This window comes from Thalassospira sp. MCCC 1A01428, assembly GCF_002115825.1.
Classification (GTDB): Bacteria; Pseudomonadota; Alphaproteobacteria; order Rhodospirillales; family Thalassospiraceae; genus Thalassospira.
Genome location: NZ_JFJZ01000023.1, coordinates 1 through 22,985, shown reverse-complemented (window position 1 = coordinate 22,985; position 22,985 = coordinate 1). Strand labels below are relative to the sequence as shown.

General features: G+C 52.9%; 20 protein-coding genes and 1 other RNA gene. 17 read left to right on the top strand and 4 right to left on the bottom strand.

The window, feature by feature from the left end:
• The first annotated feature begins 245 nt into the window (after nt 1-245).
• The 3 genes from THS27_RS16470 to THS27_RS16460 all read left to right on the top strand — a co-directional run bounded on the left by THS27_RS16470 (nt 246) and on the right by THS27_RS16460 (nt 3,870).
• Nucleotides 246-1,070 carry a HugZ family protein gene (locus tag THS27_RS16470; protein ID WP_246832993.1) on the top strand — a complete coding sequence of 275 codons (825 nt, stop codon included), beginning with the start codon at nt 246-248 and terminating at the stop codon, nt 1,068-1,070.
• Nucleotides 1,071-1,281: 211 nt separating this feature from the next.
• Nucleotides 1,282-2,907, top strand: a complete 1,626-nt coding sequence (locus tag THS27_RS16465; protein ID WP_085592803.1) for a phosphoenolpyruvate carboxykinase — start codon at nt 1,282-1,284, stop codon at nt 2,905-2,907.
• 165 nt (nt 2,908-3,072) lie between these two features.
• A complete protein-coding gene (locus tag THS27_RS16460) occupies nt 3,073-3,870 on the top strand; it encodes an ABC transporter substrate-binding protein (protein WP_085592801.1) in 798 nt (265 codons plus the stop codon).
• 269 nt (nt 3,871-4,139) lie between these two features.
• Here THS27_RS16460 and THS27_RS16450 read toward each other — a convergent pair whose 3' ends face one another.
• Nucleotides 4,140-5,834: an EAL domain-containing protein gene (locus THS27_RS16450; RefSeq protein WP_085592797.1), complete on the bottom strand. Its 1,695-nt coding sequence runs from the start codon at nt 5,832-5,834 to the stop codon at nt 4,140-4,142.
• A 396-nt stretch (nt 5,835-6,230) separates the two neighbouring features.
• Here THS27_RS16450 and THS27_RS16445 point away from each other — a divergent pair, with 396 nt between their 5' ends.
• The 4 genes from THS27_RS16445 to THS27_RS16425 all read left to right on the top strand — a co-directional run bounded on the left by THS27_RS16445 (nt 6,231) and on the right by THS27_RS16425 (nt 10,553).
• Nucleotides 6,231-6,938 carry a pyrimidine 5'-nucleotidase gene (locus THS27_RS16445; RefSeq protein ID WP_085592796.1) on the top strand — a complete coding sequence of 236 codons (708 nt, stop codon included), beginning with the start codon at nt 6,231-6,233 and terminating at the stop codon, nt 6,936-6,938.
• Nucleotides 6,939-7,112: 174 nt separating this feature from the next.
• Nucleotides 7,113-7,970: a 2,3,4,5-tetrahydropyridine-2,6-dicarboxylate N-succinyltransferase gene (gene dapD / locus THS27_RS16440; protein WP_085592794.1), complete on the top strand. Its 858-nt coding sequence runs from the start codon at nt 7,113-7,115 to the stop codon at nt 7,968-7,970.
• Between the two features lie 125 nt (nt 7,971-8,095).
• Nucleotides 8,096-9,238 (top strand): succinyl-diaminopimelate desuccinylase, encoded by a 1,143-nt coding sequence (gene dapE, locus THS27_RS16435; RefSeq protein ID WP_085592792.1) that lies wholly within the window; start codon nt 8,096-8,098, stop codon nt 9,236-9,238.
• A gap of 265 nt (nt 9,239-9,503) precedes the next feature.
• Nucleotides 9,504-10,553: a 2OG-Fe(II) oxygenase gene (locus THS27_RS16425; RefSeq protein WP_246832992.1), complete on the top strand. Its 1,050-nt coding sequence runs from the start codon at nt 9,504-9,506 to the stop codon at nt 10,551-10,553.
• A gap of 90 nt (nt 10,554-10,643) precedes the next feature.
• Here the strand turns inward: THS27_RS16425 and THS27_RS16420 are convergent, their stop codons facing one another.
• Nucleotides 10,644-11,252, bottom strand: coding sequence for a glutathione S-transferase family protein (locus tag THS27_RS16420; RefSeq protein WP_085592786.1), 609 nt, complete (start codon nt 11,250-11,252; stop codon nt 10,644-10,646).
• A 199-nt stretch (nt 11,253-11,451) separates the two neighbouring features.
• Here THS27_RS16420 and THS27_RS16415 point away from each other — a divergent pair, with 199 nt between their 5' ends.
• A complete protein-coding gene (locus tag THS27_RS16415; protein ID WP_085592784.1) occupies nt 11,452-12,330 on the top strand; it encodes a LysR family transcriptional regulator in 879 nt (292 codons plus the stop codon).
• A gap of 26 nt (nt 12,331-12,356) precedes the next feature.
• The gene (locus THS27_RS16410) at nt 12,357-12,779 is read left to right on the top strand and encodes a DUF1636 domain-containing protein (RefSeq protein WP_085592782.1); all 423 of its coding nucleotides are present in this window, start codon (nt 12,357-12,359) and stop codon (nt 12,777-12,779) included.
• A gap of 16 nt (nt 12,780-12,795) precedes the next feature.
• Here THS27_RS16410 and THS27_RS16405 read toward each other — a convergent pair whose 3' ends face one another.
• Together THS27_RS16405 and nudC are read right to left on the bottom strand one after the other, a co-directional pair.
• Nucleotides 12,796-13,485 (bottom strand): transporter substrate-binding domain-containing protein, encoded by a 690-nt coding sequence (locus THS27_RS16405; protein ID WP_168184921.1) that lies wholly within the window; start codon nt 13,483-13,485, stop codon nt 12,796-12,798.
• 147 nt (nt 13,486-13,632) lie between these two features.
• Complete coding sequence (nudC, locus tag THS27_RS16400) at nt 13,633-14,559, bottom strand: NAD(+) diphosphatase (protein WP_085592778.1); 927 nt, start codon at nt 14,557-14,559, stop codon at nt 13,633-13,635.
• 171 nt (nt 14,560-14,730) lie between these two features.
• Between nudC and ffs the strand changes: the two genes are divergently transcribed.
• The 8 genes from ffs to THS27_RS16360 all read left to right on the top strand — a co-directional run bounded on the left by ffs (nt 14,731) and on the right by THS27_RS16360 (nt 22,937).
• Nucleotides 14,731-14,825, top strand: an RNA gene (gene ffs, locus THS27_RS16395) — signal recognition particle sRNA small type.
• Between the two features lie 285 nt (nt 14,826-15,110).
• Complete coding sequence (locus THS27_RS16390; RefSeq protein WP_085592776.1) at nt 15,111-16,913, top strand: DNA polymerase III subunit gamma/tau; 1,803 nt, start codon at nt 15,111-15,113, stop codon at nt 16,911-16,913.
• Complete coding sequence (locus THS27_RS16385; RefSeq protein ID WP_085592774.1) at nt 16,910-17,233, top strand: YbaB/EbfC family nucleoid-associated protein; 324 nt, start codon at nt 16,910-16,912, stop codon at nt 17,231-17,233. Before THS27_RS16390 ends, THS27_RS16385 begins: the two co-directional genes overlap by 4 nt.
• A gap of 118 nt (nt 17,234-17,351) precedes the next feature.
• Nucleotides 17,352-17,939: a recombination mediator RecR gene (gene recR, locus THS27_RS16380; protein WP_085592772.1), complete on the top strand. Its 588-nt coding sequence runs from the start codon at nt 17,352-17,354 to the stop codon at nt 17,937-17,939.
• 392 nt (nt 17,940-18,331) lie between these two features.
• A complete protein-coding gene (locus THS27_RS16375) occupies nt 18,332-19,060 on the top strand; it encodes a Crp/Fnr family transcriptional regulator (RefSeq protein WP_085592770.1) in 729 nt (242 codons plus the stop codon).
• On the top strand, nt 19,020-20,432 hold the full coding sequence (locus tag THS27_RS16370) for an adenylate/guanylate cyclase domain-containing protein (protein ID WP_085592768.1): 1,413 nt from the start codon (nt 19,020-19,022) through the stop codon (nt 20,430-20,432). The genes THS27_RS16375 and THS27_RS16370 overlap by 41 nt, the downstream gene beginning before the upstream one ends.
• Nucleotides 20,433-20,696: 264 nt before the next feature.
• Entirely contained in the window at nt 20,697-21,185 is a 489-nt protein-coding gene (gene fliW / locus THS27_RS16365; protein ID WP_085592767.1) for a flagellar assembly protein FliW, read from the top strand.
• A 282-nt stretch (nt 21,186-21,467) separates the two neighbouring features.
• Complete coding sequence (locus THS27_RS16360) at nt 21,468-22,937, top strand: DUF4139 domain-containing protein (protein ID WP_085592765.1); 1,470 nt, start codon at nt 21,468-21,470, stop codon at nt 22,935-22,937.
• Nucleotides 22,938-22,985: the final 48 nt, after the last annotated feature.

Here is a 22,985-nt window from a genome sequence, read left to right as displayed (position 1 = left end):
GGAAAAGAGGGATGCAAAACATCTTTAAGCTAGCGAAAACCAACCTTGCGTATAATTTATCTGCAATCCCTATACTTTTTACGACATTTCAGCTGCGAATATTCCCCTTAAACCCAGTATAAAAATTTACTTATATGGAGATCGGGACGCATCAACGGTTTAACAACCATTCGATAGATTAAAATTTTAAATAAACGCTTTAAAATTGCGCATACCTTTTGCCACCGTAACCGGGAAAGCAAGCCGTGAAACAGCCATCCGACCAGCCTGGAAATGACACAACCAGTTTACGCCGCCTGATGCGTAATGCGCCCGGGGCAACCCTTGCCACCCTGGCTTGCGAGCATGGCCAGGTTGAAAATGGCTGGCCCGTCGCATCCATGGTGCATCCGGTAATTTATATCGACGGGTCCCCGATCATCCTGATTTCGGAACTGGCTGATCACACCCGCCATATTCATAACGATCCAAGGGTTTCACTGTTATTCAGGCCCGCAGACCCCGTGGCCTCTGCATCGCCCGTTAACCCGGGCACGGCATCTTCGCCAACGCCGCCTGCACCCTGCCCGCCATCCCCGCCCCTGACCGATACCCAACGATTAACCGTATTTGGCACCGCCACACGTACTGACGACGATTTTTTGCGACGTTATTATCTGGCCTCTCAGCCCGATGCCGCCCTTTATGCCGGTTTCGATGATTTCGGATTTTACCGGGTCAATGTCGTGGCGGCATATTGGGTGGGCGGTTTTGGCAAACAGCGGCGGTTACGGGGCGACCAGCTGGTTTTTGGTAACGCCCGGGAGCTTGCCCGACACCACGACGCCCTGGTTCAGCACCTTAATACCAGCCAGCAAGGCCTGATTGACAAAATTGCAATGCAAAAAGCCCCCGCCAGCGACGACTCCGCCACCGGCTGGAAAGTGATCACAATCGACTGTGACGGCATGAATTTGACCTGTAACGATACAGTCTTGCGAATCGATTTTCCTCATACAATAAGCAGCATGATCGAGGGGCAAAAGATTCTGGTAGAAATGGGTCAGAAACAGCACAAAAAACCGACATAAAACGGCAGATTTCCGGCCTTTTTTGCATATACGAACATGGCATTTTCACATTCGGAAAACGGGGGGCAAAATGCGGGTTATTTGCCCAAAGCAGCGGTTGCTTTTGCCATGTCATTGTAACAATATGTCGCAATGTCAGGGACCCACCCCACGGGACCCTTGCATATCAAGACATAAACCCCAGACTTCTTGATCCCACTAGGAGAGATCTGTGCTGCAATCAGGACCCGTTGTCAGCCGTGTAGGCCTTGAAAAACATGGCCTCAAAAATCTTGGCGCCGTTCACTGGAATTTGGACGCTGCCGGACTTTATGAACACGCCATCCGTCGTTCGGAAGGCAAAATTGCCAAGGGTGGTGCCTTTGTCGCCCTGACCGGCGAACATACCGGCCGTTCCCCACAGGACCGCTATATCGTCGAAGAAGATTCTGTCAAAGCCGATATTGACTGGGGCGATGTAAACCGCCCGGTTTCCCCGGAAGTATTTGAGCGCATGTATCAAAAAATGCGCGCATATTTTCAGGGTACCGAACTGTTCGTACAGGATTGTTACGCCGGTTCCGACCCGCAGTTCCGCCTGCCGGTGCGCATCATCAATGAAAATGCCTGGCACAACCTGTTTGTGCGCAACATGTTCATTCAGCCACCCAAAGAAGACCTGCGCGATTTCGACCCCGGCTTTACCATCCTGCATGCACCTGGCCTTCAGTCTGACCCCGAAGTGGACGGCACCCGTTCCGAAATCTTCGTGATGGTCAGCTTTGAACGTAAAATGGTGCTAATCGGTGGTACCTGGTATGCGGGCGAGATGAAGAAATCGATTTTCTCGGTTCTTAATCACATTCTGCCAGCCAAAAACGTTCTGCCAATGCATTGTTCGGCCAATATTGGCCCGAACGGCGACACCGCCATTTTCTTTGGCCTGTCAGGTACGGGTAAAACTACCCTGTCGGCCGATGCATCGCGCACCCTGATCGGGGATGACGAACATGGCTGGGGCGAAGATGGCGTCTTTAACTTTGAAGGCGGCTGCTATGCCAAGGTGATCAAGCTTTCGCGCGAGGCCGAGCCGGAAATTTACGCCACCACCGAAACCTTTGGCACGGTTTTGGAAAACGTTGTCATGAACAAGCAAACCCGCGAGCTTGACCTTGACGACCAGCGCCACACCGAAAATACCCGTTCGTGCTATCCGATCGAATTTATCCCCAATGCGTCGGAAAATGGCCGTGGCGGCCACCCGAAAAACATTGTCATGCTGACCTGTGATGCCTTTGGCGTTTTACCGCCGATCGCAAAGCTTAGCTCGGCCCAGGCGATGTATCACTTCCTGTCGGGTTACACCGCCAAGGTTGCCGGCACCGAAAAAGGTGTCAAGGAACCGACTGCGGCATTTTCAGCCTGCTTTGGTGCGCCCTTCATGCCGCGTCATCCCTCGGTTTATGCCAAACTTCTGGGCGAGCTGATCGAAAAGCATGGTGCCGATTGCTGGCTGGTCAATACCGGCTGGTCCGGTGGTGGCTTTGGCGAAGGGGCGCGTATGAAAATCGGTTATACCCGCGCGCTGTTAAACGCAGCCCTGAACGGCGAACTGGGGAATGTTCCGTTTGCAACTGACCCGTATTTCGGCCTGTCCTACCCGACCGAATGTGGCGATGTGCCGGCCAATGTGTTGAACCCGCGTGAAAGCTGGTCCAACAAGGCAGCCTATGACAAAGCAGCAGCAAACCTGACCGCACGTTTTGAAAAGAACTTTGCCAAGTTCGAAGAACATGTAGATGATGCAGTTAAGGAAATTGCCATTCGGAATAGCGCTGAAATAAAAGCTGCCGAATAACGCCTGTTTCCATCTGTTTCCGAAAGGGTCGGCCCTGGTTCGGGTCGGCCCTTTTTTTATGCCGCCACAATAAACGAAAAAATGCCAAACGGTTCAGTAAGAAACCAGCAACCAGGGACTGGCTAAACAAAACGACCGACACGTTGAATCCGGGGGATCGGGAAAATGAAATTTGGGCCTTTCAGACTGGCAATTGCCATTTTGCTGGCAATTACCTGCTACATGTCTGTAAAACCGGCACGTGCGGAGGATGCGCGTCGCTCGGTTACATTGGCCTGCAACCCTTTCCCACCCTCTAAAATCGACGGAAATGTTCGCCTGCCTGGCTATGACGTCGAAATATTACGGGCTGCATTTGCCGTTAACAATTTAACCGTTAACACCCCGTTTTACCCGTGGAAGCGCGCCTATCTTCTGGCCGAAGAAGGCCGTGTTGACGGGCTTTGTTCATGTTCCTATACCCTCGAGCGCGAACGCGACATGTTGTATTCGGCAGAACTGGGGCGCGTTCGCATTGGCTTTTTTTCCATTGCCGGACATGTACCGCAAAACATTGCAAAACTTGCCGATGCGCGGGATTTACGGGTGGGCGTTGTTGCCGGCTATAACCTGGAAACTGCCGCCGTGAATGCCGGATTAAACGTGATAACGGCCAGCAGTGAACAAATTTTGCTGGGCATGCTGTATAACAACCGCATCGATGCCATCTATTCGTTTCGCGAACCGGTACTGGTGGCCCACAAACATCGCAGCACCCTGATTTTTCTGCAATATCATGAAATCAGCCAGGCCCCGTATTACAGCTGTATTTCCCGCAAGATTGACGACGCCCGCACTTTGCTTGACAGTTTAAATCAGGGCATCAAAACCATCCGCGCCAACGGTGTTTACAACAGTATTCTTGAAAAATATGGCGTTGCCGATGCGATGAATATCAAACAGCCAACTGCCTGGATAAATTAGCCTGGGCTATTTGATTGCCGGTTTGGGAAATTGAAGATTTGACCGTTTGGTGGTGCGTTGACCAGCAATTACGCAGCCAAAATGATATCACGGTAATATCAACACTGCCGCCATCACCAGGCTTAAGCCAGCCGGTACAGATATCCACGCGCGGGACAGGGAAAACTGGCGCAGTTTTTTTCAAAAAAAATGACGACCCTGAAAAAGGGTCGTCATTTGCACATCAAAACCGGCGCTAAGCCGTCATGCCAGGCGATTATCTTTTTCAATTATTTTTTGCGTCCGCGTCTTGAGCGCAACTTGCGCCAATAGCTGGTAATGTCTTTTTCCGGTTTGCCAAACAAATAGCCCTGGGCAAAATCAAACCCGGCTTTGGTCACCAGATCGCGCATGTCATCGGTTTCAATCATTTCGGCCACCACTTCAACACCAAGCTGATGGCACAACCCGACCAGCGAGCGCAAAAACGCCCGCCCTTTCTGGGTTTTTAACGACTGATGGATCGACGGACCGTCAATCTTGACGTAGTCAACCTCAAGCGCGCTAAGATAATTGAAATTTCCCGCTCCGGTACCAAAATCATCCAGACAGATTTCAACGCCATACTGGCGAAACCGTGCCAGCCAGGTTGCGGCATGATCAAGGTCGGTAATTTCGGCGGTTTCAGTAATTTCGATCATAAGCTGCGGCAGCGATTCCTTGCTGCGTTCAAACAGAGCAATCACAGAACGACAAAAATCGGGGTTGGCCAGGCTGCGCCCCGAAACATTCACCGCCACCCGGGCATCAATACCTTCGTCAAGCTGCTGGCGAATCCATTTCAGGGTTCGGCGCATCATCGCCAGGTCCAGCCGGTGAATCATATTAACCTGTTCGGCAAACATGATCAGCTGATCGGTCGGGATCAATTCACCATCTTCACGGTAAAATCGCACCAGCACTTCAAAATGATGAATTTCGGCCGATGGCAGCCTGACAATCGGTTGATAAACCGCGTCAAATTCCAGACGGTCCACGCGCTGACCAAAATCGCGCATCGCACCAAAGGTATCATTGACCAGATTGGGCATATGCCCTGTCAGCCGTGAAAAGGTAAAATTATGTTCCTGTTTGTCGCAAAAACGACGAATGGAATAAAGCACACCGCGCGCCAGATCGCCCGGCGGCATGGCATGGGCGGTAAAATCGGTTTCGGATGTGCGAACAATAATGCCTTTACCCTGCGGGTCGGCATCCAGGGCGCATTCGGCAATACGCTGTTCCAGATCGCCAATGCGCACTTCGGGATTATGCAACATACCAAACTGGTTGGCATTAATACGCCCCGCCGTATCCCCCGCAATCGAATGGGCCCGGAAAAACGACCCGATGGTTGCCAGCATTTCATCGCGGGCCACATGTTCCATGCGGTCACATAATGGTTCAAACGCATTTAAGGTAAACAGCGAAAATTTCTGATTCTGTCCGGTTTCGCGCTGCGCCATCAACCGTTCGGTTACCACGCGCGACAGGCTTTCTTCATCAAGCAGGCCGGTGGGGCCATCGCGACGAATGGATTGCAACACATCATGAGGCAACGAATTAACCGTGACCCGCAAGGCCACAAAAAAATGCCCCCCCAGATCGGGCAGGAAATATCCGGTCATGGATACCGGCGGGCTAATACGTTCGTCCGGGCGGTTAAATCGCACCAGCACATTGTCCATCCGGCCACGACGCCGCGCAACACGTAACATCTCGCTGACCAGCGGCCGAAAGTTGGAGGCCAGAAAATCCACAAACCGGATACCTTCGATCTGCTCTGTGCCAAGGCCCAATATGCCCTCGGATGCCCCTGATGCAAAAACGATTCGGAACTCTTCATCAAGTTCCAGCAACAGATCACCCCACACAAACGCCAGCGCCGCAAAACGGTTCCGTTCATTGCGCAAGGACGATGCGTGTTTCTTAAGGCTGTTATTCAATTGCCCCTCGCATGCCTGAAAGGCACTGTCATTTCGCTTAATTCGTAGAAATATGCCTCTCTACGAAAGCCCCCGTCATGGCGGTCTTTGCATTCCTGCAACGGTTTAATCCCTGACCGTCAATCTGACAATTAAAACCGGCTTTAGGCCTATTTGTCGAATTTTATCTGCAATAGCCAAATGAAAACCTTATTTTATGCAATTATGCAGACATAAAATCGTCCTGCCACCAGACATTTAAGGGCATCTTGCCACCTTTTGCCCAATCCTGATTGGGTCTTCTTCATCGGGCCAGGTCGCGCTATGTATGTTTTATGGGTCCAAACCCGCATATCTTCGCCTATGATCTGATGCTACACCCTCAGGATCCGGACCTGTTAATATGGAACATATTTGATGAATAAAGCTGTCTTGCCGATTGATCCTGCCACATTGCCGGTTGTCACCGAAGAAAGCGTCTTGATCTTTGACCTCGACAACACATTGTATCCGTCAAGCTGCGACCTTTTTTCGCAGGTTTCCGTGCTGATCGGCAAATATGTCAGCGATTATCTTGGTCTGCCACCCGAGCAGGCATATCTGATCCAGAAAACCTATTTTCGTCAATATGGCACCACCCTGCGCGGGTTGATGCTGGAACATAAAATCGACCCGGCCGATTACCTCAACAAGGTCCATGACATTGACCTGTCAGTGGTTGCACCTGCGCCGGTTTTGTCCAATGCCCTAAACGCGCTTCCCTGCCGCAAGGTTATTTTCACAAATGCATCACGCAACCACGCCCAGCGGGTCATGGAACGCCTTGGCATTGCCGATCATTTTGAAACCATCTTTGATATTGTCGATGCCGACTATATTCCCAAACCCGAACAACAACCCTATGACCGCATGCTGGCGCGCGATGGCATTAACCCCAAAAACGCGATCTATTTTGAGGATATGGCCAAAAACCTGTTGCCAGCCAAGGACATGGGCATGACCACTGTTTGGGTGCATAGCGATTCCGACTGGGCACATGAAGGCCGCGACGACCCGCGCATCGACCATGAAACAGATGACCTGCCCGCATTTCTGGAAATGCTGGTGGCAAAATCGGCCCGCTGATCGGGCAGGAAAACCACCATCGCCATAATTATTTCACCTTCCTGCACTGACGCAGGAACGGTTGAAAGATATAATCAGTCAAAATACGCAGACAGGCAGAGTTGACTTGACGGTCTGCTTTGCCCATTCTCCGCCGCGAAGAAAAAACCAGCCACACCGCAAGGACGACCATAGATGGACAAGATGGAACTTGAAGGCGTGATCAATGTCGCATGGGAAAACCGCGACCAGATCACCTCGGCCACCAAGGGCGAAACCCGCAAAGCTGTCGAGCAGACCCTGGCTGCCCTTGATAGCGGTACATTGCGCGTGGCTGAAAAATCACCCGAAAAAAACGACGGCCAGTGGACCGTGAACCAGTGGGCGAAAAAGGCGGTTTTGCTGTCTTTCCGCCTTAACGACATGACCACCATTCCCGGTGGTCCTGGCGAAAACACCAACTGGTGGGACAAGGTTCCGTCGAAATTTGCCGGTTGGGGTGATGAAGAATTTAAAGCCGCCGGTTTTCGTGCCGTTCCGGGCAGCATTGTGCGCCGCTCGGCCTATATCGCGCCGGGCACGGTTTTAATGCCCAGCTTTGTCAATCTGGGTGCCTATGTTGATAGCGGCGTGATGGTTGATACCTGGGCCACCGTTGGGTCCTGTGCCCAGATCGGCAAAAACGTGCATCTTTCGGGCGGTGCCGGTATTGGTGGCGTGCTGGAACCCCTGCAGGCCGGCCCGGTCATTATTGAAGACAATGCCTTTATTGGCGCACGTTCGGAAATTGTTGAAGGCGTGATTGTCGAAGAAGGTGCCGTCATTTCGATGGGTGTTTTCATTGGTGCCTCCACCAAGATCATCGACCGTGAAACCGGTGAAATCTTTGTCGGCCGTGTTCCGGCCTATTCGGTCGTGGTTCCGGGCTCACTTCCTGGCAAGCCGCTGCCCAATGGCAAGCCTGGCCCCAGCCTGTATTGTGCTGTGATCATTAAGCGGGTTGATGAAAAAACCCGTTCCAAAACCTCGATCAACGAATTGCTGCGCGATTGATCGCTGTCAGCCGATGATGTGATTGATTATAAAGGGACGAAAGCGCACATCGCGTTTTCGTCCCTTGCCATGTTTATGCCCTGCATGTTTGTTCCCCGCCCCTCCCCCGCAAAAGAGATTGCCCCATGTCCTCCGCCGCCCTGTCCCTTGCCCAGTCGCTGATCCGTTGCCCGTCTGTTACCCCGGCTGATGCCGGTGCATTGGATGTTTTGCAAACCGCCCTTGAACAGCGCGGGTTCGAGGTTAAACGCAAACTGTTTGAAGAAGACGGCTGGGACAGCATCGATAATCTTTATGCCCGCCGGGGCAGCAAAGGCCGTAATTTTTGCTTTGCCGGACATACGGATGTCGTACCTGCCGGCGATGAAGCAGCATGGACAGTTGCACCTTTTGGTGGCGAAATCGTTGACGGGCGCCTTTTTGGCCGCGGTGCGGTGGACATGAAAACAGGTATTGCCTGTTTTGTCGGTGCGCTGGACCGTTTTTTGGAAGCCAACCCCGATTTTGACGAAAGCATCAGCCTGCTGATTACCGGCGACGAAGAAGCCGATGCAGTGAATGGTACCATCAAACTTCTTGAATGGTGTGACGCGCACGGCGAAAATTTTGATGCCTGTCTGGTCGGCGAGCCAACCAACCCCAAATATCTGGGCCAGATGATGAAGGTTGGCCGGCGCGGATCTATCACCGGTTGGGTCACGGTTTATGGTGCGCAAGGGCATGTGGCCTATCCCCATTTGGCCGATAACCCGGTCCCGCGCCTGATCCGCGTGCTAGATGCCCTGACATCGCGCGAACTTGATACCGGCACCGATCATTTCCAGCCCAGCAACCTGGAAATCACCACCATTGATGCCAACAACCCGGCAACCAATATCGTACCAGCCAAGGTCAGTGCCGCGTTTAACATCCGCTTTAACGACACCCATCAGGGCTATGAGCTGGAAAAATGGATCCGTGATACCTGTGCCGCACACGCAGGGGCACATGACCTGAAGGTTAAAATATCGGGCGAAGCCTTTTTGTCCGAGCCGGGCAAACTGGCCGAGCTGATTGCCGATGCATCCGAAAAAATCACCGGCCACCGCCCTGAAATGTCAACCACAGGGGGCACATCCGATGCCCGCTTTATTCACAAATATTGCGAAGTGGCCGAATTTGGCCTGGTCGGGCAAAGCATGCACAAAGTCGACGAACATGCCATGGTCGAGGATATCGACAATCTGGTTCTGATCTATGACGAATTACTAACCCGGTTTTTCGACTGAAATCTGTTGATATGCCCGGCACACGCCAAAAGCAGAAAACGTGTGATTAAGCGATATTTTGCTGTCGCTTGCCAATAACGCGCCGACACCGCTATGATCAGGTCGGGCATAAATTTATGATGCCCGACCTGTAATGCCTTTTGTCCCGCCTGTTTTTGCCGGATTCCCCAAATCATGAAAAAACCCGTTCCTGCCGCTGCATCGGCTGCCCCGGCGGGCCAAGGCCACCCCTCAAACCGTTCTTGCCTGTTATAAAGGCGACCCGGTGCCGCGTATTTCCCTGCCCGGCCTGGATGGCAAACCGGTTGACCTGACCGATCAGCGCATCGCAGGCGACAGCCTGGTTTTATGGGTGGGGCCGGAGCTGCCGTCGCACGATGATTTTAAAATCGCCCGTGGCTTTGCCGAACAAATGTCTGACGCCCATATTCGGTTATATCGGATAATTGTCGGCACAAAAGCCAGCTTAAGCGACGATTTTCTGGCAGAAATCCCCGATTTTGTGACCATCCTGTTTGATCCCGAAAACCGCCTGATGCCGGTATTTGATATCACCAAAACCAGCTTTATTGTTATTCGGCCCGATGGGCGTCTGGGCGGCGTTTTTACATCGCACACACCGATGAACGGCTTTGAAATGGCGATGGGCTATTGCCAGGCCAACCACGACATAACACCCTTTACAATTATTCAGCGTCAGGCCCCGGTTCTGGTCATCGATAATGTGCTGGAACCGGCATTGTGTGACCAGTTACTGGCGTATTGGCGCACAGGCGACAAACAGGCCAATGGCGTTTCCAAAGGTGGGGAAACCAACCAAAGCGGCGATGCCGCCATCAAGGTGCGCAACGATGTCGTATTGCTTGATGAAAAACTGTTTACTGCGGTCAAAAACCGCATCGTCAAACGGGTACTGCCCGAAATTTTCAAGGCATTCCAGTTTCAGACCGCCAGCATGGAAGCCCTGCGCATTGGTAATTATCATAGCAATGACAAAGGTTTTTTTGGCCGCCACCGCGATAATAAAACCACCTTTACTGCCCATCGCCGTTTTGCCGTGTCGCTTAATTTAAACCCGCTGACCTACGAAGGCGGGCAGGTCAATTTCCCCGAATATGGCCAGGCGCTTTATGCGCCGCCCCAGGGGGGGGCCTTGATTTTTTCATGCTCGTTATTGCACGAAGCCATGCCGGTTACCAAAGGCGAACGTTTTGGTATTTTCACTTTTCTGACCGATGCAGCCGGGGCACGTCACGAACAGGAAATGATTGCCAAACATCGCGGTACGGTTCAGCCGCTCAGCATGAAAAAATAACCGCCAAAATCAGCCTTTTACCCACGCGCACATCAAGACAGGCCGGGAAATACTGTTAGCACCCGGCCTGTTTTCACTCACAGGCCAATATCACGGTTTCCACGTGATCGGCACATAGTCCGGCAAGGCTGCAAACCGCGCAATCCAGCGATTAATTCCGGGAAACCGGCTCATATCAATTCCGCCTTCGTCCGCAACATGGGTATAGGCATAAAGGGAAATATCGGCGATCGAACATTGCGCGCCCACCAGCCAGTCATGGTCCTTCAGGCGGTTTTCCATCACATCGAGTGCATTTTGTGCCCCGGCCTGCTTAAATGGCAACATGACCTGCCCGTATTCAGGCATGCCCTTCACACTCATCCAGGACCGCAACACAGCAACATTGGGTTCGTGTTCGTATTGCTCAAAAAACAGCCATTGAATGGCCGCTGCACGTTGCCATTTATCTTCAGGCAACCATTGCGTACCTTCAGCCAGGAAAAGCAAAACAGAATTGCTTTCCACCAATACGTGCCCATCCTCGAATTCCAGTGCCGGAATACGCCCAACCGGATTAATGCGGGTTAAAAAGTCCCCGGTGCGGGTTTCACCCTTTGTCAGGTCGTATTCGGTCAGGGAAAAATTCTGGCCCAAAAAACGTAAAAGCAGCCGGATCTTATAGCCGTTACCCGACGGCAAAAAATCATGCAAAATCATGGTTTCATTCCTGAATATCTATCTGTTTTCATGAACTCTGGCGATCGGGCCGGCCCCGCCTGGCTATATTTGCCACTGGTGCCGTGGCAAACAATCGAATAGTTTTGATGTTATTGGTCAATTTTATTGATGATTATTTCTGATCGATCTACCGCTATCATATCCGGACAGCCCCAATTGACAGACAGGACATTGTCTTATGGATGCCGACCTTTTGCGCAGTTTTGTTTCCTTTGCCGAATGCGGCAGTTTTAACCGGGCAGCTGACCGCGTGGGCAGAACGCCATCGGCCTTTTCCATGCAAATGAAACGGCTGGAAGAAACCATGGGCCAAAAACTGTTTAGCCGCGAAGGGCGCAATGTCACCCTGACCAACGAAGGCATTACCCTGGTAGGTTATGCCAGGCGTATTCTTTCGTTACAGGATGAAGCACGGGAAAGTATCCGGGGTGAAACCATATCACGCCCCGTTCGTATCGGCTGCCCCGATGATTATGCAGAAAAAATCCTGCCTGTGGTGATGCGTGCCATTCGTGACATTCACCCGGCTGTACAGTTTTTCATCTCGATCAACCCGACCATCATTTTGCGCCGGATGCTTGATCAGGGCGAACTGGATTTAACCATTATCAGCCGGTCGGAAAAAGGCGAGGAAGGATACTTTTTACGTCGCGAGGCCGGTGTCTGGGCCACATCGGCACAACATCAACAGCACCTCAAAAATCCGCTACCGTTGGTTCTGCCTGCCGAAGATTGCAAATTTCACGCCTGGGCAATTGACGCAATTTCAAAATCAGGCCGGGCGTTTCAATTGCTGGCAACGACCCGGCAGGCCGCATCGCTTTTGCATCTGGTGCGCGACGGGCTTGGTGTGGCGGCCCTGGCCGCGATTACAGTGAATGACAGCTTGCAAATCCTTGACCATAGCGACGGTTTCCCCCCCCTCCCAGCGGTCGGCATTGCCTTGCTGATCAACGAGGCCGCCCACCCGATGATCAACCGCCAACTTGCAAGCAACGTTCAACTTCGTGTAAGTGACGCATTCGAACCGGCCAAAACCATCCGCCAGACTGCATGACCCCCAACCCGGATAGACACCGCATAATGACTGCCAATACCGCCAATTCGCCCAAGGCCCGACTTAATATTTGTATTACCTGCCGTGCCAGCGCCGGTGCTTCTGATACCGCCGGCAACGGCGAAACAGACGCAACCCGCCACCGTGATGGCAAACGGCTTTATGATGCCTTATCGCACGAAATGGCAACCCGCACCGACCCGGCATCGTTCGATATTGTGCCAGTTGAATGCCTGAGCAATTGCAAATCGGGATGTTCTGTCGCCCTGAGCGCAGCGGGAAAATGGGGGTATGTTTACGGCAACCTGACAATCGAAGATCATGCCGCCGATATTTTAAAACTGGCCGAGGCCTATGCCAATGCGGAAGCCGGCCTTGTTGCATGGCGCGAACGCCCTGAAACCGTTCGGCGCAATGTTATCGCCCGCATCCCGCCAATCGGGAATTAGCAATTCGCCATCCGCATCAGGGTAACACACCGCGATGCCACCGCGACCAAACCGGGGCAATGGCATTTTCGGCCCGCAAATCATTAAGGTAACTGTTATATCGTTCAACCGTAATCGGGGCATTGCGCGATATAACCGATGCAAGCTGATAGCTGTTATCGGCACGCGGCCCCATCGCAATGCGGTCGGCCAAATCGGCAATATGGCTAAATTTGCGCGACATAAACCCGGCGGACACCACACCAATTTCAGCATCACCACGAATCACGGCTTCAAGCACTTCGGGTTCATTATACAGCAATGAAATATCAAGCAGCCGGGTCAGCTGTTTGGGGTCGTCGCGAAAATCGGCGAATTTATAATGAAACCCCAATACCCCGGCAATGGAACGCTCCAGCACATTATTGAAATATGAGGGACCGGGTACCAGCGCACGACCGGCCACCAGAATATCGTATTCCCAAACAATCGGTGTCGAAAACCCGACATCGCGACCACGCCAGTTCCAGTCCGGATTTTGGAGCAGGATCATATCGATCCGTCCCGACGCCAGATCGTTATAACGACGACGGGAAGATGTTTCGACGGTCACAAAATGATAATCGCCCTGCACTTCATTCAGGCGGCGGACCAGATCGTGGGCAAACCCTGTTTCCTTGTCGTGCAGGTAAAAATGCACCACGCTGTATTCATAAACCCCAACCATAACATCGGTTCTGTGTTGGGCAACAGCCGGACTTGAGGCAAAGACCACGGCTAAAAAACATAATAGCCGGCATATCATCCTGTCCATTTTCCTCACATATAAGGTCAGTTTATTTTGGTGATCTGACTATATTTGGGAAAGTTAAATTCAAATACGACCCTGCGTCCAGTTTTCCAGCAAATAACGTGCAATCGAGATTTCGCGCGGTAACTTGATACCCCGGTTGCCCAGATCATGCACATCATTGCGATGCACCCACATCGCATATTCAATTTCGTTATTATCGATTGTGATGTTGGTATCTTCGGCTTCACACACAAAACCCAACATCAAAGAACCCGGAAAAGGCCAGGGTTGAGACGCAATATAACGCGGCATTTTTGTGCGAATGCCTACTTCTTCAAACACTTCTCGCTGCACCGCCTGCTCCAGGGTTTCGCCCGGCTCGACAAAACCCGCAAGCACCGACACCATATCGGGTAGAAATTGCGGCGAACGTGCCAGCAAAACATGGTCATCATGATGCACCAGCATGATCACCGCCGGGTCGGTCCGCGGAAAATGCGCAGTGCCACAGGCCTGATTGGAACATTGCAACCGATAGCCCGCCTCGGCGATATGATTAGGATGGCCGCACACCCCGCAAAACCGGTGCCGTGCCTGCCATAAAAACAAAGCACGCGCCTGTGCGGCAAGGGCGGCTTCCTCGTGGGGCAAGGCCGCCATGCGGGTGCGCATATCGCCAAAGGCCCCGTTAAGCGCGCTGGCTGCCTGTTCGCGATCGGTTTCAAGTGGCGATACATCAAGGGCGACGACCGGCCCGCTGGCATGGCGCCCAAGATAGGCCCAGTTTGCTGCTTCGTGATCAAAATCAAGCTGCAACAGCCGGGCCGCATCAAGCATGACAATATCATGTTCGCCGCTTTCCTCGGGCTGGACAAATAACGGGTCACCGCCATGGCATATCAGAATACGTACATCGGATTCGCGCAAAACCTGTTGCCGCCACCGCGATGAACCGCGAATTTCTGCGTCGCGATCAAACCCGACAGACGCATAAAACAACTGTTCCATTTCCTACCTGCAAATAATGACCGCCGCAGCCCATGTTGTGCGCCAGCCGTACATTTAAATTTGCCAGAGATTAGACCGCCAACCCCGCCCAGGCAAAGGCCGAACATGGACTTTATAAAAATTCCCAATCGGCCCTTGCGTTTTTAAACGCCCTGCGCGATATAGGGGGCGAGAGGCTGGTCGTGGACGGACCGCTCGCCAACCCGGTCAGGACCGGAAGGTAGCAGCCGTAACGAGTTTTTCCGGGTCGCGGTCCAGTCTCTCACCCTTGCAACAACGGTCCATTCCGGTTGCGTTTCTCCATATTCACATATTGGTTTGTCTTATTTATCGCTGGCGTTGTCATGCGTTGGGTAAATTTATGTGCAAATGCAAGTGGCTGGCACCCGGAATCGCCCCATATATTGACAGGAAACAGATCGATATATGGGCTGACGGGCGCAAATGCTGCATCAATGCAGAGATCGGCCTTTGCCCGTGATGCCCGATGCTGTTAAAACACAATCGCGCACCATATCATGCGCGTACCACAAACATGCCGGACCGGATGAATGACGGATCAGACCCAGACCGCCAGCCCAGATACGCCCAAAAGCGAATATCAGGTACTGGCCCGCAAATATCGGCCCAAATCGTTCGACGAACTGATCGGGCACGGGCCGATGGTCAAAACCCTTTCCAATGCGCTGGAAAGCGGGCGGCTGGCCCATGCCTTTATTCTGACCGGGGTGCGCGGCATTGGTAAAACCACCACGGCACGTATTATTGCGCGCGCACTTAACTGCGTTGGCCCCGATGGGACTGGTGGCCCCACCATTGAACCCTGCGGGGTTTGCCAGCATTGCCGCGCCATTGCCGAAGACCGCGATGTCGATGTTATGGAAATGGACGCCGCGTCGCGCACGGGTGTTGATGACATTCGCGAGTTGATTGAAGGGGTGCGCTATCGCCCGACATCGGCACGTTACAAGATTTACATCATCGACGAAGTGCACATGCTGTCGAAAAGTGCGTTTAACGCGCTTCTGAAAACGCTGGAAGAACCGCCAGAGCATGTGAAATTCATTTTCGCAACCACCGAAATTCGCAAAATTCCCATCACGGTGCTGTCGCGTTGCCAGCGGTTTGATTTGCGCCGGGTGCAAACCGACGAACTGGTCGCCCATTACAAGCGCATCGCCGGGCTGGAAAATGCCGAGATTGAAGACGAAGCTCTGGCGTTAATTGCACGTGCCGCCGATGGTTCGGTCCGCGATGGCATGAGCCTGCTCGACCAGGCGATTTCGCATGGCGCGGGCAAGGTCACCACCCAGCAGGTGCGTGACATGCTGGGCCTTTCCGACCGGTCCCGCATTTTCGATTTGTTTGATCTGACCATGAAAGGCGAGATCAACGAAGCCCTGGAATTACTCGGCGCGCAATATGCACTGGGCGGTGACCCGGCCGTGATGTTGCAGGATTTGCTGGACCTGACCCATTGGTTAACCCGGGTAAAACTGGCACCTGATGCCGCAAACGACCCCGGCGTTTCACAAATTGAACGTGAACGGGGCCGCGAAATCGCCGCCAAGCTGGCAATGCCGCAATTGACCCGCGCGTGGCAGATGCTCCTTAAAGGGCTGGAAGAAACCCGGATTGCCCCATCGCCGATTCAGGCTGCCGAAATGATTTTGATCCGCCTGGCCTATGCCGCGGAAATGCCATCACCAGGTGATTTGATTAAAAAGCTGAAATCGGGCCTGAATGGCCCGGCAGCAGGCAATAACGGCCCCGCCGGCGGCGGCAATGGCGGTGGTGGTGGACCACGGATGCAGGTTGTAAATGGTGGCGGCAATGCCGCACGGGCCATTTCACACCAACATGCCCCGGCTCCCCAGCAGGCCGACCAGCCTGTTTATGCCAAAATGCCCGAAAGCCTTGAAGACGTGGTGGCCTTGCTATCAGCAGACCGGGAAACCACAGGTCTGGCAATTCAGGTTAAAAACTATCTTCATCTGGTGAAATTTGAGAAAGGCCGAATTGATTTTCGGCCCGCGCGCGGCGCAAATGCCGATTTATCAAGCCAACTGATCAAGGCGCTTAACGGCCTGACCGGGCAGCGCTGGATTGTATCGGTTTCCGAGCGCGAACAGGGTGCCGCTACCCTGAAAGAACAGGAACTTGAAGAACTTGAACAGCGCAAGGCGGATGCGTCACTTGATCCGCTGGTGAAGGCTGTTCTTGAAGGATTTCCATCGTCAAAAATCGTCGCGGTGCATTTACCGGTAAATCAAACCCCGGAACTGGCCGAAGGCGATGACAGTGGGTCGGTTTATGATGATGCGTTTTATCTCGAAGGAGACGACGAGCTATGAAGAACCTTGCAGGGATGATGAAACAAGCCCAGCAGATGCAGTCCAAAATGCAGGAAATGCAGGAAAAACTGGTTGAGCTGGAAGTTGAAGGCCAGTCCGGTGCCGGCATGGTCAAGGTAATGTTGAATGGCAAAGGCGAAATGCGCGGCCTTAGCATCGATAAAACCATTGTCGATCCGGATGACGTCGAAGTCCTCGAAGACCTGATCGTTGCGGCCTATAACGATGCCAAGGTTAAGGTCGAAGCCACGGTTTCGGAAAAAATGAAAGACGTAACCGGGGGCATGAACCTGCCCGAAGGCTTCAAACTGCCATTTTAAAACGGGCCGTTACCGGTGCGAATGACACCGGGAAACGACGCCATATAAGGGCGGCATTGCGCCGCCCTTTATTTTTGTGCCAGAAATGACGCATTGCCATCTGTGATACAGGAAAATCATGACAGGACGGGAAATAGACAATCTGATCAAATTGCTGGCCCGGTTACCCGGCCTTGGCCCACGTTCGGCCCGACGCGCGGTATTGCAGATGTTGAAAAAACCCGAAACCCTGATGATACCGCTGGCCCACGCCCTTGAAGAAACAGCACGTGCCATGACCAACTGCGCCGTTTGCGGCAATGTCGATGTGACCGATCCCTGTCATATCTGCGCAAGCCACAATCGCCAGCGCGACATGATTTGCGTGGTCGAGGAAGTGCAGGATTTATGGGCGCTGGAACGCGGATCATCGTTTAAGGGGTTGTATCATGTTTTGGGCGGCACATTATCCCCGCTTGATGGCATCGGCCCCGAAGATTTGCGCATTGACCAGCTTGTATCACGTGTGGTCGAAACCGGCGTCAATGAGGTGATTCTAGCCACAAACCTGACCGTCGATGGACAAACCACTGCCCATTATATTACCGAACGTCTGCTTGAAACCGGGGTTAAAGTCACCCGGCTGGCGCATGGCGTACCCGTTGGTGGTGAACTCGATTATCTTGATGACGGCACCCTTACTGCCGCCCTGCGTGCGCGCAGCTAACAAGTCAATATCGCCGCATAAATAACGGTATTTTATCCGTTGCGCCCTGGTGCAATAACCTGCCATCAAAAAAAAATCCGGCCCCACTGCGAACAGCGAGACCGGAAAAAGCAAGATTGATAACATCGAGCTTACCGGAACGATATTTATGCCAATCACATCTCGGGGAAAACGCAACTGGCAACGATATTCCGGCATGGCGACAATCCGGGGAGTCCGATTGCCGCCAAAAGACACCAGTATCCGGGTGAATATCACGCAAAAAGCACACTTTTTTGTGCAAGCCACAGAAAGACCGGGCAAAAGGCTTGCCGCTTATGTACCTTTTCGTGATACGTTGGAACTTCGGTAGTCTCCGATCCTTACGTTACGCCTTCTCCCCTGAGGACGCAGTGAACAGTTTCACAACACCACCACAGTTTGCAAAAGTCGCCTCGCGCATTCTCGCAGGTAGCTTTTTATTCGAAGACCTTGATCCGGCCCTGCTGGAGCAATTATCAGAATCCGCCACCATCAAACGGTTGGCGGACGGTGATTTATTGTTTGAAAAAGGTGACCCTGCCGATGGGCTTTATGCCGTTGAGGCAGGCAAAATCCGTATTTCCAGCCTGTCAGGTTCGGGCAAGGAAATTGTCCTTAACGTGCTGGCACCCGGCGCTGTTTTTGGCGAAATCGCCTTGCTTGACAGCGAACCACGCACGGCAAGTGCGCGTGCGGTTGGCCCTACGCGGCTGCTTTATATTTCGCGGGATAATTTCTTCGAGATTTTTGACCGCGAAACCGAATTGCGCCGCCACATCACGGCCCTTTTGTGCCGTCGCCTGCGCTGGGTCAGTGCACTGCTGGAAGATGCCAATTTCCTGGACTTAACCGCCCGTTTGATCAAACGCCTGCTATGGCTGGCCGAACGTCATGGCGGGCCGGACCCGGAAGGCATTCGCATTGCGCTGCCACTTTCACAACAGGAACTCGGCTATATGCTGGGCGTCACCCGCGAGGCCGTAAACAAAAAGCTGCGGGAACTGGAAAAAGCCGGCCTGATTACACGCCGCGATGGTCGTTTGGTCATACGTGACAAGGATGGCCTGGCTGAATTACTGGCCAATGCAAGCAAGTCCTGAAAAACCAACCCTGTTTGACCGCCTGGTCGACCGTGAAGAACGGCGGGGGTTGTTTGTCGTTGCGTTTTTGCGCATCGCCATGCTGGCTTTCATCCTGTTGCTGTTTAGCAAATCCAACACCCCCAGCGGCGAGCTGTATTCGCTGCTGGAGGTGTTGACGTGGTTTATTCCCGGCGTTGCCATTCAAATATTTGTCGCCTATCGCGGGCATAACTGGCGCTGGCTGCTCTATGTGCTGGCCATCACCGATGCCTTGCTGATTGTGTATGTCTCGGTCGTGCCAGACCCGCGCCACCCGCTGATCGACCACGAAGCATGGGTATACAGTTTTGTTGCGCGTGATCGTGGCATCGTCTTTTCCATGATCATGATGGCGCTGGTTATTCTGACCTTTTCACCACGCCTGATTTTATGGTTCGGCCTATGGTTGTTCAATGCCTGGGTCATCGGCATTATCTGGCTGGTTAATCGGCCCGGCATCCTGATTTCGCAGCATTTTGGCGACCAATGGAGCCCCGGTGAAAACGGCCAGGTGCCGCTTTATAACCGGCCGGAATATCTGGATGTATCGGCACTTGCCGAACAGGTGGTGATTGTTGTTGTCTTTACCCTGGCCTGTGCTGTGATGGTGGCAAGGCTGCGTATTCTGATCCGCCAGTTTGCCGCCGCCGAACGCGCACATGGCAATCTTGCGCGCTATTTCCCTGCGGCCCTGGCCGACCAGCTGGCTGAACGCGACGAACCGATCCGCATTGGTGAACGGCGCGAATGTGTGGTGCTGTTTGCCGATATTATCGGCTTTTCCAGCTATGCCGAAAACCGTGACCCGCAAGATGTCATGCGCCTTCTTAACCGGTTTCATGGCACCATGACCACACAGGTTGCGTCCTATGGCGGGATTGTCGAAAAATATATCGGCGATGCCATGATGGCCAGCTTTGGTGCCTTTGATGCCATGTCGTGCCCCACCGCCAATGCCCTGTCGGCGGCCCAGGCGATGATTGAACGTATTCGCGACTGGCACGCACAGGACCCCGCCGATAGCACCTTGCCATTGCGCATTGGCGTAGGTTTGCATTATGGCCCGGCGGTGGTTGGCGATATTGGCGAAGGCGAATCGGTTACGCCTGCGGTAATTGGCGCAACGGTTAACCTTGCCAGCCGACTGGAACGGGCAACCCGCACCCTCAATGCCGAACTTGTCATGAGCGAGGATTTCGCCCGCCAGCTTGAAAAAGAGTTACCCCGCACCGGTCACATGTTTCTAAATGCCCTGCCAAGCCGGGATACCATTCGCGTCAAAGGGTTTTCCGCCCCGATCCCTGTCCGGTTTCAATCGCGTAAACGCACAAAATCAACCCTCGCCGTGTGATATAAGCATCTGCCCAGGAATTTCATCTCAAAACAGGGCCTGGTTGGCCGAACCTGCAATAGCGGGTCGTTGTGGTTAAGCCCATGAGCCCGCCCAAGGGCGCTACCACCTTGCCCTGTTTAAGGGCACACCCGGTTTTGGTGCAATTTCACATTTTATTTTCATAAAAATTCATCTGGTTGCTTTACCTGCACGCACCGCACGCCAATATATGCTTGAATAGCTGCCACGAAAAGACAGCAGGAAACGGTATTGGAGCGAGGCATGTTAGAAAATATCATCCGCGATGAATTGAACGAAAACAATATACCGCAGACAATTACCATCTCGACCCTGATGGGGGATCGCGAATTTCGCTGGGACAAAGCAATTTACATGCCTGCCGGGCTAAGCGGTTTTTCTGATAACAACGTATTTGCCCTTGCAAATTTCCCAAGCGAAATATCCAATTCGTTCAAACTGTTACAATGCCTGACCGATCCGGAACTTGCCTTTATCGTTGCGCCCTATAATGCCGAAAGCAGCCTGATTGCGCATGAAGATATTGATCCGCTTGCCGCGTCCCATGGCATTGCGCAGGAAAATCTGGCCATTATCCTGATCATAACCCTGCAAAAAGCCGAAGGGGCGCAAGACGTGGAAATGACCGTTAATTTGCGCGCGCCTATCCTGATCGACACGAACCGCCAAACAGCCTTTCAGGTGCGACTAAACCAGCCACAATATGATTTCCGCCATCCGTTAACGGTGTAAATCCACTTTTGCCGCCCATCACAATCGCACACGGCCACAACCAGGCGATATGTCGCCCCAAAAGGAAGATCCAGCCCGGGATCTTCCTTTTTTGTGATAAATGGAAATTCGTTTTTTAATCGTATCAACACCAATTGCCGCAAACATTTCAAAAACTTGTTACCGGGTATCAGGCAAAATAAATGCTGTTTTCCTTTTTGATGCCATGTTTGCCCGCCACACTGCCTGTTATTAAAACCCATTCAGGCCCAAACGGCTGTCATACGTCAAAAGGACCCTTTCATGGCATCAGAACTGCGCAATCGTCTTGTTCTTGCAACCATTCTGGGCGCAACCCTGTTCGGGGCGCCCGATTTGTCCATTTCCGATGCCCAGGCTGCCGATGCAGCCGACAATGCCGAAACCTCGGTGCCGTTGGCTGCGTCCGATCGTACAAAATTGCGCATGACGGTTTACCCCGGCAATCTGACCATGATCGCCGAACAACGCCAGGCATCACTTTCGGCAGGTCGTCAGACCCTTAAAATCATGGATTTGCCAGAAACCCTGCTTGATGATTCCTTGCTGATCGGGGCAGATAAAACTGCCAATCTGCAACTCATCACCACAACCGAGCCAACCGGCCCCCGCGGCGGGTATGCCCTGTTGCAGCAGTTTATTGGCAAGGATATTAAAATCCGCCGGGATGATGACCTGATTAGCGCAACACTGGTCGCTCTTAATGGTCAGGCATTGGTTAAAACCGCCGATGGCATTGAATATGTGCCAACGCAAAACATCGTCATGCCTGCCCTTCCCGATGATTATACAACCCGCCCGTCCCTTGATGCCACCATTCGCACATCAGCCGCGACCGACCATGTATCGCTGGCCTATCTGATTGGCGGCATTAGCTGGCAAACCGCCTATGTCGGGCATTATGACAGCAAAACCGGCACACTGGACCTTGGCGCACGCGCGCGCATCGTTAATAACAGCGGCGGTGACATTAAAAATGCCAACCTGCAACTGATCGCCGGTGACCCCAACCAGAATTCACCCCGGCCAATGGCGAAAGCCATGCGTACCGAAATGCTGATGTCGGCCAGCGCCGACAGCATGGGCGGGCAAGCCGACCGCAGCAAATTTGAAAACCTGCATGTTTATGGCCCCTATAACGGCCTGAACATGAAAAACGGCGATGCCGTTACCCTGCCGCTGCTTGATAACCGCCAGATCAAGGCACAGCGCGAAATGACCTTTTATGGCAACACATCCATTTATTACAGCGGCAAAGACACAAGTCAGGATTTTATCCGGCCAGAATTGCAGTTAACCATCGAAAATGATGGCGGAACGGACAAACAAAGCCCGTGGCCGGCAGGACAAATTCGCATTTATGCCAATGATACCGATGGCATTGCGACATTTTTGGGCGAAGACCAGATCAACCTGACCCCGGCGGGCGAAAAAGCCCACCTGACACTGGGCCAGGCAAGCGACATTACCGGCAGCCGCCATGTGGTTTCCTATGACCGCCAGGCACGTAAAAACCTGCCCGACGAAGTTGCCGCAACCCTGGAATGGACCTTAAAAAACAGTGGTCCGCGTGATGAAACGGTGAGTGTTGAAGAAACGCTGCCTGCCAACTGGAAAATTATCGACGAAAACAACCCGCATCAGAATCTTGAGGCAGGGCAGGTTAAATGGCAAATCACCCTGCCTGCGGGCAAGGAAACCACTCTGCGCTGGTCTGTTCACAGTGACGAATAAAACCAGGTTCGGCATCCGCACCCGATAGCTAGGCTCAGGACTCATTAA